This is a genomic window from Pseudomonas putida, assembly GCF_001976065.1.
GTDB classification, from domain to species: Bacteria; Pseudomonadota; Gammaproteobacteria; order Pseudomonadales; family Pseudomonadaceae; genus Aquipseudomonas; species Aquipseudomonas serbica.
This window is the reverse complement of record NZ_MNAH01000003.1, coordinates 144,054-156,650: the sequence shown is the minus strand read 5'-3', so window position 1 is coordinate 156,650 and position 12,597 is coordinate 144,054. Positions and strand designations below refer to the sequence as shown.

Genomic DNA, 12,597 nt, shown 5'->3' with positions numbered 1-12,597 from the left:
CGATGGCGTCAGTACAGGCGCTACTTATTTATCGGTCAGGGCAAACTGCGTCAGGCAAAAAGTCGGAATCCCCATGTCTTCCAGGCGCTGCGACCCACCCAGCTCCGGCAGATCGATGATCGCCGCCGCTTCATGAACCCGCGCACCCATGCGCCGAACCAGGTTCGCCGCCGCAATCAGGGTGCCGCCGGTAGCGATCAGGTCATCGAACATCACCACCGAATCGCCTTCGCACAGGCTGTCGGCGTGCACTTCAAGAAACGCTTCGCCGTACTCGGTCGCATAACCTTCGGCCAGCACGTCGGCCGGCAGCTTGCCTTGCTTGCGAAACAGCACCAGCGGCTTGTTCAGCTGGTAGGCCAGCACCGAACCGATCAGGAAGCCCCGGGCATCCATGGCGCCAATGTGGGTGAAATCCGCCTCGACATAGCGGTGGGCGAAACTGTCCATCACCAGGCGCAGGGCCGTGGGCGACTGAAAGAGCGGGGTGATGTCGCGAAAGATCACGCCGGGCTTGGGAAAGTCGATCACGGGGCGGATGAGGGATTTGATGTCGAAGGAGTCGAAGACCATCGCGGAGGTGTCCTGGCAGGCTGCAAACGACACAGTATAACGGCGGCTGAACCCTTTCGCTCAGCCGCGATCGACCCAATCAGCCTTCGAGGGAGCCACCGGCCAGGGCGCACAGTTGGATCGGGTCGAGGATGCGGATTTCCTTGCCCTCGGCGGCGATCAGTTCGTTCTGCTGGAAGCGCGTGAACACCCGCGACACGGTTTCCACCGCCAGGCCCAGGTAGTTGCCGATCTCGTTGCGCGACATGCTCAGGCGGAACTGATTGGCCGAGAAGCCCCGGGCCCGGAAGCGCGCCGACAGGTTGACCAGGAAGGTGGCGATGCGCTCGTCGGCGGTCTTTTTCGACAGCAGCAGCATCATCTGCTGATCGTCACGGATCTCACGGCTCATCACGCGCATCAGCTGACGGCGCAACTGCGGCAGTTGCAGGGCCAGTTCATCGAGACGCTCGAAGGGGATTTCACAGACCGAAGTGGTTTCCAGCGCCTGTGCCGACACCGGGTGCTTTTCGGTGTCCATGCCCGACAGCCCGACCAGTTCGCTTGGCAAGTGGAAACCGGTGAGCTGTTCTTCGCCGCCATCACTCAGGTTGAAGGTTTTCAAAGCGCCGGAGCGCACGGCATAGACGGAGTCGAACTTGTCGCCCTGGCGGAACAGGAACTCACCTTTTTTCAGTGGTCGACCACGTTTGACGATCTCGTCCAGAGCGTCCATATCTTCCAGATTCAGAGAAAGTGGCAAACACAGCGGGGCCAAGCTGCAATCCTTGCAATGTGCCTGAGTGTGAGCGCGCAGTTTTACTGGCTCGGACATTTCTTCAATCCTTGTGGGAAACACACATAAGACGTAAGGGTAACCCACTGCAGGACATTGAGGCCAGCACGCGGCGGATTTGTCGCAGTATCTAGATCACTCGGGAAAACCGCTGCTGGCTGTGTTGCTCAAGGTAGGCATCGAAAACCATGCACACTGAACGAACCAACAGGCGACCTGCCGGCAACACGGTGATGCTTTCGTTATCGAGCTCAATCAGGCCATCCTTGGCCATGCACTGCAGTTGAGGCCAAAGTTCGCCGAAATAGCCTTGAAAATCGATGTTGAAAACTTGTTCGATGCTGGCGAATTCCAGGCTGAAATTGCAGATCAGTTGCTGGATCACGGCACGCCGCAGACGGTCATCGGCATTGCACAACAGGCCGCGGCTGGTGGCCAGTTGCGACGAGGCCAAGGCGCTCTGGTATTGGTTCAGGTCGCTGCTGTTCTGGCAGTACAGGTCGCCGATCTGGCTGATCGCCGAGACGCCGAGGCCGATCAGGTCGCAATGGCCGTGGGTGGTGTAGCCCTGGAAGTTGCGTTGCAGGGTGCCTTCCTCTTGGGCAATCGCCAGTTCATCATCGGGCAGCGCGAAGTGGTCCATGCCGATGTAGCGGTAGCCGGCGGCGGTCAACTGTTCGATGGTGCCCTGCAGCATTTGCAGTTTTTGCGCCGGCGTCGGTAGCTCGTTGCTGTTGATCCGCCGTTGCGGCATGAAGCGTTCCGGCAGGTGCGCGTAGTTGAACACAGAGAGTCGGTCCGGCTGCAGGCTGATGACTTCATCGACGGTGCGGGCGAAGTTTTCCGGGGTCTGCCTGGGCAGGCCGTAGATCAGGTCGATGTTGATCGAGCGAAACTGCAGGGTGCGGGCGGCGTCGATCACCGCGCGGGTTTCCTCAAGGCTCTGCAGGCGGTTGACCGCACGCTGCACGGCCGGGTCGAGGTCTTGCAGGCCAATGCTGACCCGGTTGAAACCCAGCTCGCGCAGCAGACCCATGGTCGACCAGTCAGCTTCCCGCGGGTCGATTTCAATGCCGTAGTCGCCGCTGTCGTCGTCGAGCAGATTGAAGTGCTTGCGCAGGTGCGCCATCAACTGGCGAAGTTCGTCGTGGCTGAGAAAGGTCGGGGTGCCGCCGCCGAAGTGCAGCTGCTCGACTTTTTGCGTCGGGTCGAGGTGACAGGCGATCAGCTGGATCTCCTGTTCCAGGCGCTGCAGGTAGGGCAGCGCGCGGCCACGATCCTTGGTGATCACCTTGTTGCAGGCGCAGTAGTAGCAAATGTTCGCGCAGAACGGTACGTGCACATACAGCGACAACGGGCGCACGGCCTTGCGGCTGTCGCGCAGGGCATGCAGCAGGTCGAACGGGCTGATCTGGCTGTGGAATTGCACGGCGGTCGGGTAGGAGGTATAGCGCGGTCCCGCCAGGTCATAACGGCGGATCAGATCGGTGTCCCAACGAATGGCGTCGAGCATCATGCGGGCATTCCCCCGGATAGGCTGGCAGTGTGGGCCAGTCTAGGGGGGGGAGTGGTGGGGCATCTTGATTTGCGTCAAGGGTGGATACTTGTGTTGTCTGTGCGGGCCGCCGATCAATGCCCCATGAGCCAATGCTGATGCGGCCCAGGTAACGTCCAGACCCCAAACAGCATCACCAACAACCCACCCGCCATGCGCACGCTGCGTTTGCGCAACAGCGCCGTCACCCGTTCAGCGGCCAATCCGGTGGCGAGCAGTACCGGCCAGGTGCCCAGCCCGAACGCCAGCATCAACAACGCACTGTCCAGTGCATTGCCCTGGCTGGCCGACCACAGCAAGGTGCTGTAGACCAGTCCGCACGGCAGCCAGCCCCAGAGCGCGCCCAACAGCAGCGCGCGGGGCAGGCTCGACACTGGCAGCAGCCGGTTGGCAATCGGCTGGATATGCCGCCACAGGCCGCGACCGAGGCTTTCGATGCGCGTCAACCCGCTCCACCAACCGGCCAGGTACAGGCCCATGGCGATCAGCAGCAGGCCGGCGAGCACGCGCATGAACATCGCCGCCGGGCTGTTGGCCACCGCCCAGCCGGCCAGGCCGATCAGCAGGCCGGCGGTGGCGTAGCTGAGGATGCGCCCCAGGTTGTAGGCCAGCAGCAGGCGAAAGCGCCGGTTGCGTTGCTCCTTGGGGATGGCCAGCGTCAATGCGCCCATCAAGCCGCCGCACATGCCCAGGCAATGCCCGCCACCGAGCAGACCGAGGATGAGCGCCGACACCAGCAGCGGCGCCAACTCAAGCATGGGGCGGTGCCTTGTCGTCAGGCTTGGTCGGGTGGCCGCTGGCCTCGTCGACCGCCGCGGTGTGGTTCGGATCCTGGTCGTCGAACAGGATGCTGTGGGCCGGGCCGTCGAGGTCGTCGTACTGGCCGCTGTCGACCGCCCAGAAGAAGATGTAGACAGCGATGGCCACGATCAACAGCGCGGCCGGAATCATCACGTAGAGAGCTGGCATCTGGACTCCATGCCCGCGCGGCTCAGGCCGGCAGCGGGCGGGTTTCTGGCGTGGTGCGGGCAACCGGCGCGCTCGGCAGGCGAGTCAGGCGCAGGGCGTTGAGCACCACGGTCAACGAACTGATCGACATGCCGACCGCGGCCCACACCGGCGTGATCCAGCCGAGGGCGGCGAACGGTAACATCAAGCCATTGTACAACCCGGCCCACAGCAAGTTCTCGATGATTACCCGACGGGTGCGCCGTGCCAGGCTGAAGGCTTGCACCAGGGCATCGAGGCGGTTGGACAGGAGCACGGCGTCGGCGCTGGTTTTCGCCAGGTCAGTGGCCGAGCCCATGGCCACGCTGATATCGGCGGCGGCCAGTACCGGCACATCGTTGACCCCGTCACCGAGCATCAACACCTTGCGGCCTTCCTTGTGCAGTTGTTGCAGGACTTGCAGTTTGTCGTCCGGGCGCAAGCCACCACGGGCCTCGTCGATACCCAGTTCGGCCGCCACACTGGCAACCATCGGCGAGCTGTCGCCAGACAGCAACAGGGTGCGCCAGCCGCGTGCCTTGCAGGCGGCGAGCAGGGCAGGGGCATCAGCGCGCAGGCGGTCGTCGAGAACCAGCCACGCCAGCGGCCCCTGGCTATCGCCGAGCAGCAGCCATTGGCCGGCTTCGTCAGGAATGGCTGGCACGGCAGCGCCGCTGAGTGCGCAGACAAAACCGGGCTGGCCGATGCGCAGGTGCTGAGCGCCGACCCGGCCTTCGAGGCCAAGCCCCGGTGTGCTGTGGACGTCCTCGGCGGCCATTGGCGCGCGACCGAAAGCGCGGGCAATCGGGTGTTCGGAGCGGTTCTCCAGGGCCGCCGCGAGACTCAGGCAACGATCGCTGTCGAGGGCGCCGAGGGGGCGGATCGAACGCAGCGCCAGGCGACCTTCGGTGAGGGTGCCGGTCTTGTCGAAAATCACCGTGTCGATCTGGTTCAGGCCTTCCAGCACATGGCCGCGCGTCAACAGCAAACCCAGCTTGTGCAGGGTGCCGGTTGCCGCGGTAAGGGCGGTCGGCGTGGCCAGGGACAGTGCGCAGGGACAGGTCGCGACCAGCATGGCCAGCACGATCCAGAACGCCCGCGAAGGGTCCAGCTCCCACCACAGCAGACCGATGGCGGCGGCGGCGATCAACGACAGCAACAGGAACCATTGCGCGGCGCGATCGGCGATTTCCGCCAGGCGCGGTTTTTCCGCCTGGGCGCGATCGAGCAGGCGGACGATGGCCGAGAGGCGGGTATCCTGGCCGAGGGCCAGGACTTCGACGGTCAACGGGCCTTCCACATTCAGGGTGCCGGCGGTGACGGCGTCGCCCGGCGTGCGTGGCTGCGGCAGGTATTCGCCGGTCAGCAGCGACTCGTCGATGCTCGACTGACCATTGAGAATCTTGCCATCGGCCGGGAGGATCGCCCCGGGATGCACCAGCACCCGATCGCCGACCCGCAGCTCGCTGAGCAGGATGCGCTCGCTCTGGCCGTCGCCACCCAGGCGCAGGCATGAAGCGGGCAAGAGATTGACAAGTTGCGCGGTGGCGGCGGCGGTGCGTTCCCGGGCGCGCCGTTCCAGGTAGCGGCCGGCCAGCAGAAACAACGCGAACATGCCGACGGCATCGAAATACAGCTCGCCGACCCCGGTGATCGAGGTCCAGATACCGGCGATGTAGGCACTGCCAATGGCCAGCGACACCGACACGTCCATGGTCAGGTGCCGTGTGCGCAGATCGCGCATGGCGCCCTTGAAGAACGGCGCGCAGCTGTAGAACACGATCGGCGTGGTCAGGAACAGCGCGACCCAGCGCAGGATGGTGTGCAGCTCGGGGCTGAGGTCGATGTTGAATTCCGGCCAGGTGGCCATGGTCGCCATCATCGCCTGGAACCACAGCAGCCCGGCCACGCCGAGTTGGCGCAGGGCCAAACGGTTTTCGCTGGCCAGTTGTTCGCTGGCGCGGTCGGCCTGGTAGGGGTGGGCGGCGTAACCGATGTGGCGCAACTCGGCGAGCACCCGGCTCAGCGGCAATTGCGCGTCAGCCCAGCGCACGTGCAGGCGATGGTTGGACAGGTTCAGCCGCGCCTCGGCAATGGCGGGCAAGGTGCGCAGGTGTTTCTCGATCAGCCAGCCGCAGGCAGCGCAACTGATGCCTTCCATCAGCAACGTGGTTTCGGCCAGTTCGCCTTCGTGGCGAACGAAGGGCTGCTGCACGTCGGCGCGGTCGTACAGCGCCAGCTCATCGACCAATTGCACCGGCAGCGCCTCGGGGTTGGCGGAGGCTTCGCTGCGGTGCTGGTAATAGCTTTCCAACCCGCCGGCGACAATGGCCTCGGCCACGGCCTGGCAACCCGGGCAGCAGAATTCCCGTGGCTCCCCAAGCACGGCGGCGGTGAAGCGGCTGCCGGCCGGGACGGGCAGGGCGCAGTGGTAGCAGGGGGTTGGGGTGGTCATGAGGCGTTGTCCAATGATCGTTCCCACGCTCTGCGTGGCAATGCCTCCCCGGACGCTCTGCGTCCGCTTCGGCTGGGACGCGGAGCGTCCCTGGCTGCGTTCCCACGCAGAGCGTGGGAACGATCAGGATAAGGCTTATTTCTTCAGGTCTTCCGCGCCTTGCAGCGGCTCGTCACCCAGTAGCAGCTCCTTGTCGTGGCTGACCAGTTCTTCCTCGAACATGCGCCAGATGTGGTCATCCTGGCTGCCGAGCAATTCGATGAAGCGCCGGCCTTCGATCTTGTCGCTCAGCTGGCCGATGTAGCGGCCCTGTTCGGTGTCGCTGCGGGTGAGGGTGATCTTGCGGTCCTTTTCCGGTTGCGTCGGCGAGATCAGGTTCAGCTCAAGTGTCGCAGGCTGGCTGTTGCCGCTCAGGCGCACGTCGACTTCACCGGTCACGTCATCCAGATGAATGCTGGCGCGCATCAGCAGGGTCTGCGCCAGCAGCTCACGGTCCAGGGAGCGGTTGATGCCCTTGCCAGCCTCGTAGTAGTTGTCGTTGACCAGGTTGTCCGGGTTGTTCACTGCGATGGTCACCATGGACAAGGTCAGGGTCACCGAGCAGGCCAGGATCCCGATGATGATCCACGGCCAAAGGTGCTTGTACCAGGGGCTTGCGGCAGTTGCTGCGGGCATGATCACTTCTCTCAACGATTTTGTGGGCCGATGAATCGGCTCTTGGCTTCAACGTGGATGCTGGGGTCATCGGCGTCCTTGAGGATGAATTTCACCTCGTTGGTGCTCGATGGCAATTGTTCCGGGGCCACCGAGAGTTCGACCGGTTGGCTGACGATGTCGCCGGCCGCCACCTTGATCTCGCGCCGACCCTGCAGCTTGAGGTCCGGCAGGCCGGTGGCGTCGAGCACATAGCTGTGGTCGCGCTGGTCCTTGTTCATGATCTTCAGGCTGTAGACGTTCTCGATCCGGCCTTCGGCGTTCTCACGGTACAGCACGCGGTCCTTGCTGACGTCGAAACCGACCAGCGAACGCATGAAGAATGCAGTCACCAGCACACCGATCATCGCCAACAGCACCACGGCATAGCCAATCAGGCGCGGACGCAGTTTATGGGTTTTCTGCCCGGACAGGTTGTGCTCGGTGGTGTAGCTGATCAGGCCGCGCGGGTACTCCATCTTGTCCATGATCGCGTCGCAGGCATCGATGCAGGCGGCACAGCCAATGCATTCGATCTGCAGGCCGTCGCGGATGTCGATCCCGGTCGGACAGACCTGGACACACATGGTGCAGTCGATGCAGTCGCCCAGGCCCTGGGCCTTGTAGTCGATGCCTTTCTTGCGCGGGCCACGGCTTTCGCCGCGGCGCGGGTCGTAGGAGACGATCAATGTGTCCTTGTCGAACATCACGCTCTGGAAGCGGGCGTACGGGCACATGTAGATGCACACCTGCTCGCGCAGCCAGCCGGCGTTGCCGTAGGTGGCGAGGGTGAAGAAACCGACCCAGAAATACGACCAGCCATCCGCTTCGCCGGTGAAGAACTCGATCACCAGTTCGCGTATCGGCGAGAAATAGCCGACGAAGGTCATGCCGGTCACGAAACCGATCAACAGCCAGAGGCTGTGCTTGCTGAATTTGCGCAGGAACTTGTTGGCGCTCATCGGCGCCTTGTCCAGCTTGATGCGCTGGTTGCGGTCGCCCTCGGTGACCTTTTCGCACCACATGAAGATCCAGGTCCACACGCTCTGCGGGCAGGTGTAGCCGCACCAGACCCGGCCGGCGTACACCGTGATGAAAAACAGGCCGAAGGCGGCGATGATCAGCATGCCCGACAGCAGGATGAAATCCTGGGGCCAGAAGGTGGCACCGAAGATGAAGAACTTGCGCTCGGGCAGGTTCCACCAGACGGCCTGGTGCCCGCCCCAGTCGAGCCATACCGTGCCGAAATACAACAGGAACAGGAGCGCGCCGCCCGCCATGCGCAGATTGCGGAACAGGCCGGTGAAGGCGCGGGTGTAGATTTTTTCCCTGGAGGCGTAGAGATCGACGCTGTTGCTCGCGTTCTTGGCGGGCGGGGTGACGTCGTGTACCGGTATCTGGTTGCTCATCATTGCATCCCACGGCAGTGGAAAAATGCCTCGGTCAGTACATGCCGACCGCGGTCAAAAAGAGGTGTTGCAGTGGCCCAATGATACGCCTGTCGCTCTAGCTCAAGGGTGCGACCTTTGGTCGCGTTGGGGAAAAAACCCGAATGGTGTAGCGAATGTAACAAAACATGATGCAGGTCAATTGACTATAGCTCAATGGTTTGCCCGGCCGAGCCGTCGGGGCCTGGCTACGGAGCGCGGCGGAGGTTCGCCGCGCTCACAGGTCACGGCTTAAGGCAGGTTGCCTTGGCCCAGGCTGTCGATCCCGCTGCCCTTGCCACCGGCGGGGGCGGCAAAGCTGGAACGACGCTGCGCAGTTTTCTCACGTTCCTCGGGTATTTCGCACTCGGTGATGGCGCGCTCAACATCCGCAACGATCTCAATATAGGTTTCAGTTCATGAACCGGACGCCCATGACAAAACGGCCCCGCCAATTCACATTGGCGGGGCCGTTCGTTATTGCTTCAGGCGTATGCCTTACTGGGCGTCCGCCGCCGGAGCCTTCTCGCCATGAGACAGGCTGTAGACGTAAGCGGCCAGCAGGTGAACCTTGTCGTTACCCTGCATCTGCTCTTGCGCAGGCATCTGGCCCTGACGGCCGTAGCGGATGGTCTGCTGCAGTTGCGCGAAGCTCGAACCGTAGATGAACCCAGCCGGGTGGGTCAGGTCGGGTGCGCCCATTGCCGGGGTGCCTTTGCCTTCCGGACCGTGGCAGGCCACGCAGTTGGCGGCGAACAGTTTCTGCCCGGCAACCGGGTCGGCCTTGGTGCCTTCCGGCAACTTGCGGCCATCGAGGTTGGTCAGGACGAAAGCGGCAACGTCCGCAACGCCTTGCTCGCCGATCACTTCAGCCCACGCCGGCATCACCGCATGGCGACCGCCCATGATGGTGGTCTTGATGGTTTCCGCTTCGCCGCCCCAGCGCCAGTCGGCGTCGGTCAGGTTAGGGAAGCCATAGGCACCCTTGGCGTCGGAACCGTGGCAGACCGAGCAGTTGGAGGCGAACAGGCGGCCGCCCATTTTCAGCGCCTGTGGATCCTTGGCGACTTCTTCGATCGGCATGGAAGCGAACTTGGCGAAGATCGGACCGAACTTGGCGTCCGAGCGGGCCATTTCCTTTTCCCACTCGTGAACGCCGGTCCAGCCGGTCTGGCCGTTGGCGAACGCGGTCTGCTTCTCGTTATCCAGGTAGTTGTAACCCGGCAGCAGGCCTTTCCAGTTGCCCAGGCCCGGGTACAGCACCAGGTAGCCCAGGGCGAAGATGATGGTGCCCACGAACAGCATGAACCACCATTTCGGCAGGGGGTTGTCGTACTCCTCGATCCCGTCGAAGGAGTGGCCAACCGTCTCTTCGGTTGCCTCGGTGCGCTGGCCCTTGCGGGTCGACAGCAGCAGCCAGGTCAGGGAAAAGATCGTACCGAGACTGAGGACTGTGACATACAGACTCCAGAATGTAGTCATTCTTTGTTACTCCTAGAAGCTTGCTCGACGTGCTTGATGGCTTCGGGATCATCCGCAAAAGGCAGCAAGGTCGCGTCTTCGAACTCCGACTTGCGCTTGGGACTGAATACCCACAACGCCAGACCGATGAAGGCCACCATCACGACAACGGTGCCCAGGCCACGAATCATCCCGATATCCATTTAGATCACCGTTTGCTTTTGATGATGGTGCCCAGGCCTTGCAGATAGGCCACCAGCGCGTCCATTTCGGTTTTGCCCTTCACGGCTTCCTGTGCACCGGCGATGTCTTCGTCGGTGTAAGGAACGCCGAGCGTGCGCAAGACTTCCATTTTCTTGGCGGTGTCCTTGCCGTCGAGCTTGTTTTCCACGAGGAACGGGTAGGCCGGCATCTTCGACTCAGGCACTACGTTGCGCGGGTTGTACAGGTGCGCACGCTGCCAGTCATCGGAGTAACGACCGCCGACACGGGCCAGGTCCGGACCGGTACGCTTGGAACCCCACAGGAACGGGTGGTCCCACACGCTTTCACCGGCAACCGAGTAGTGGCCGTACCGTTCGGTTTCAGCACGGAACGGGCGGATCATCTGCGAGTGGCAGCTGACGCAACCGTTGGCGATGTAGACGTCGCGGCCTTCCAGTTCCAGGGCAGGGCGGGGCTTCATGCCCTCGACCGGCTTGTTGGTGACGTCCTGGAAAAACAGCGGAACGATCTGGGTCAGGCCGCCGACACTGACGGCGATGACCATGAAGAAGGCCAGCAGGCCAATGTTCTTCTCGACTGCTTCATGCTTCATCAGTGAGCTCCAACTACAGCAATCTGTTCGGCAGCTTTAGCTTCTGCCGGGTTCGAGGCACGTACGGTACGCCATACGTTGTAGGCCATGAACAGCATGCCGGTGGCGAAGAACGCACCGCCCAGGGCACGCACGATGAAGCCAGGGTGGCTGGCCTGCAGGGCTTCGACGAACGAGTAGGTGAGGGTGCCGTCATCGTTGATTGCACGCCACATCAGGCCCTGGGTAATGCCGTTGACCCACATCGAAGCGATGTACAGCACGGTACCGATGGTTGCGAGCCAGAAGTGCGTGTTGATCAGGCCGATGCTGTGCATCTGCACGCGACCGAACAGTTTCGGGATCATGTGGTAGATCGCGCCGATCGAGATCATCGCTACCCAGCCAAGCGCGCCGGCGTGTACGTGGCCGATGGTCCAGTCGGTGTAGTGCGACAGCGAGTTCACGGTCTTGATCGCCATCATCGGACCTTCGAAGGTCGACATGCCGTAGAACGCCAGGGACACGACCAGGAAGCGCAGGATCGGGTCGGTACGCAGCTTATGCCAGGCACCCGACAGGGTCATCATGCCGTTGATCATGCCGCCCCAGCTCGGTGCCAGGAGGATGATCGACATGGCCATGCCCAGCGATTGGGCCCAGTCCGGCAGTGCGGTGTAGTGCAGGTGGTGAGGACCGGCCCAGATGTACAGGGTGATCAGCGCCCAGAAGTGCACGATGGACAGGCGATAGGAGTAGATCGGACGCTCGGCCTGTTTCGGCACGAAGTAGTACATCATCCCCAGGAAGCCCGTGGTCAGGAAGAAACCTACGGCGTTGTGGCCGTACCACCACTGGATCATCGCGTCGGTCGCGCCCGAGTAGGCCGAGTAGGACTTGAACAGGCTGACCGGCAGCGACATGTGGTTGACGATGTGCAGCATCGCGGTCACCACGATGAAGGCACCGTAGAACCAGTTGCCCACATAAATGTGCTTGGTCTTGCGCTTGACGATGGTGCCGAAGAACACCAGACCGTAGGTCACCCAGACGATGGCCAGCAGAATAGCCAGGGGCCATTCCAGCTCCGCGTATTCCTTGGTGGTGGTGTAACCCAGCGGCAAGGTAACGATGGCGCCGACGATCACCGCTTGCCAACCCCAGAAGGTGAAGGCCGCGAGGCTGTCGGAAATCAGTCGCGTTTGGCAGGTTCGCTGCACGACGTAATAGGAAGTGGCAAACAGTGCACAACCACCGAAGGCGAAAATCACCAGGTTGGTGTGCAACGGGCGCAAGCGTCCAAAGCTCGTCCAGGGCAGGCCGAAGTTCAATTCCGGCCAGACCAGTTGCGAGGCGATGAAGACACCGAGCCCCATGCCAAGGATCCCCCAGACCACCGTCATGATGGCGAACTGGCGGACTACCTTATAGTTATAAGCAGTCGGACTGATTGCTGTGCTCATTCTAAGGTTCCACGGTTTGGGTGTTTTATTAGGATTAAAAATCGGCCGCAAGTATGTAGAAAGCAGGGGGTCATTGCAACGCGCCATGACCTGGGTCAATGCTTTCAAATGCTGATTCTGCGGCCTTTCCATGCGCCGCGTAGGGTCAAAATTGGCCTCGGACAATATGTCGCAGGGAACGGAAAAAGCGAGAGGGTTCAGGTCACTTGTAACGGGGTGTGTTGAAAAGGCCTGATAGGCCGACCGACGGCATTTGGCACGACAGCCGGTATCTACCTGCCTTTGCGGCCTTTCCATCAGCCGTTTCGGTGAACCCATCGCGCAAGCAAGACCTGGAACCGGCACGGGCCAGTCCGCATCGACCAAGCGTAGACCCGAATCCGGGGATTCGAAAGGTGAGGTTTTAAGGGGG

At 62.2% G+C, this 12,597-nt stretch carries 13 protein-coding genes; 1 reads left to right on the top strand and 12 read right to left on the bottom strand.

What is annotated here, in order from left to right; genetic code table 11:
* Positions 1-24: 24 nt before the first annotated feature.
* From BKX96_RS11810 to ccoG, 8 genes are all read right to left on the bottom strand, one after another.
* Positions 25-573, bottom strand: coding sequence for an adenine phosphoribosyltransferase (locus BKX96_RS11810; protein WP_046819458.1), 549 nt, complete (start codon positions 571-573; stop codon positions 25-27).
* A gap of 79 nt (positions 574-652) precedes the next feature.
* A complete protein-coding gene (gene fnr / locus BKX96_RS11805; protein ID WP_046819459.1) occupies positions 653-1,387 on the bottom strand; it encodes a fumarate/nitrate reduction transcriptional regulator Fnr in 735 nt (244 codons plus the stop codon).
* A 91-nt stretch (positions 1,388-1,478) separates the two neighbouring features.
* A complete protein-coding gene (hemN, locus tag BKX96_RS11800) occupies positions 1,479-2,861 on the bottom strand; it encodes an oxygen-independent coproporphyrinogen III oxidase (RefSeq protein ID WP_077184510.1) in 1,383 nt (460 codons plus the stop codon).
* A gap of 116 nt (positions 2,862-2,977) precedes the next feature.
* The gene (locus BKX96_RS11795) at positions 2,978-3,661 is read right to left on the bottom strand and encodes a sulfite exporter TauE/SafE family protein (protein WP_046819460.1); all 684 of its coding nucleotides are present in this window, start codon (positions 3,659-3,661) and stop codon (positions 2,978-2,980) included.
* Positions 3,654-3,872 carry a cbb3-type cytochrome oxidase assembly protein CcoS gene (gene ccoS / locus BKX96_RS11790; protein ID WP_077183979.1) on the bottom strand — a complete coding sequence of 73 codons (219 nt, stop codon included), beginning with the start codon at positions 3,870-3,872 and terminating at the stop codon, positions 3,654-3,656. Before ccoS ends, BKX96_RS11795 begins: the two co-directional genes overlap by 8 nt.
* A 22-nt stretch (positions 3,873-3,894) precedes the next feature.
* Complete coding sequence (locus tag BKX96_RS11785; protein ID WP_077183978.1) at positions 3,895-6,345, bottom strand: heavy metal translocating P-type ATPase; 2,451 nt, start codon at positions 6,343-6,345, stop codon at positions 3,895-3,897.
* 135 nt (positions 6,346-6,480) lie between these two features.
* Positions 6,481-7,020: a FixH family protein gene (locus tag BKX96_RS11780; protein WP_077184508.1), complete on the bottom strand. Its 540-nt coding sequence runs from the start codon at positions 7,018-7,020 to the stop codon at positions 6,481-6,483.
* 11 nt (positions 7,021-7,031) lie between these two features.
* Positions 7,032-8,447, bottom strand: a complete 1,416-nt coding sequence (gene ccoG / locus BKX96_RS11775; RefSeq protein WP_077183976.1) for a cytochrome c oxidase accessory protein CcoG — start codon at positions 8,445-8,447, stop codon at positions 7,032-7,034.
* 285 nt (positions 8,448-8,732) lie between these two features.
* On the opposite strand from ccoG, the gene BKX96_RS32855 reads away from it, so the two are divergent.
* Complete coding sequence (locus BKX96_RS32855; RefSeq protein WP_179092146.1) at positions 8,733-8,888, top strand: hypothetical protein; 156 nt, start codon at positions 8,733-8,735, stop codon at positions 8,886-8,888.
* 75 nt (positions 8,889-8,963) lie between these two features.
* Here BKX96_RS32855 and ccoP read toward each other — a convergent pair whose 3' ends face one another.
* From ccoP to ccoN, 4 genes are read right to left on the bottom strand one after another with little or no spacing between them, the layout of a single operon-like run.
* Positions 8,964-9,947 carry a cytochrome-c oxidase, cbb3-type subunit III gene (gene ccoP, locus BKX96_RS11765; RefSeq protein ID WP_046819465.1) on the bottom strand — a complete coding sequence of 328 codons (984 nt, stop codon included), beginning with the start codon at positions 9,945-9,947 and terminating at the stop codon, positions 8,964-8,966.
* A complete protein-coding gene (locus tag BKX96_RS11760) occupies positions 9,944-10,129 on the bottom strand; it encodes a CcoQ/FixQ family Cbb3-type cytochrome c oxidase assembly chaperone (protein WP_003175465.1) in 186 nt (61 codons plus the stop codon). Before BKX96_RS11760 ends, ccoP begins: the two co-directional genes overlap by 4 nt.
* A gap of 5 nt (positions 10,130-10,134) precedes the next feature.
* Positions 10,135-10,743, bottom strand: coding sequence for a cytochrome-c oxidase, cbb3-type subunit II (gene ccoO, locus BKX96_RS11755; protein ID WP_046819466.1), 609 nt, complete (start codon positions 10,741-10,743; stop codon positions 10,135-10,137).
* Positions 10,743-12,185, bottom strand: coding sequence for a cytochrome-c oxidase, cbb3-type subunit I (gene ccoN / locus BKX96_RS11750; RefSeq protein ID WP_046819467.1), 1,443 nt, complete (start codon positions 12,183-12,185; stop codon positions 10,743-10,745). Before ccoN ends, ccoO begins: the two co-directional genes overlap by 1 nt.
* Positions 12,186-12,597: the final 412 nt, after the last annotated feature.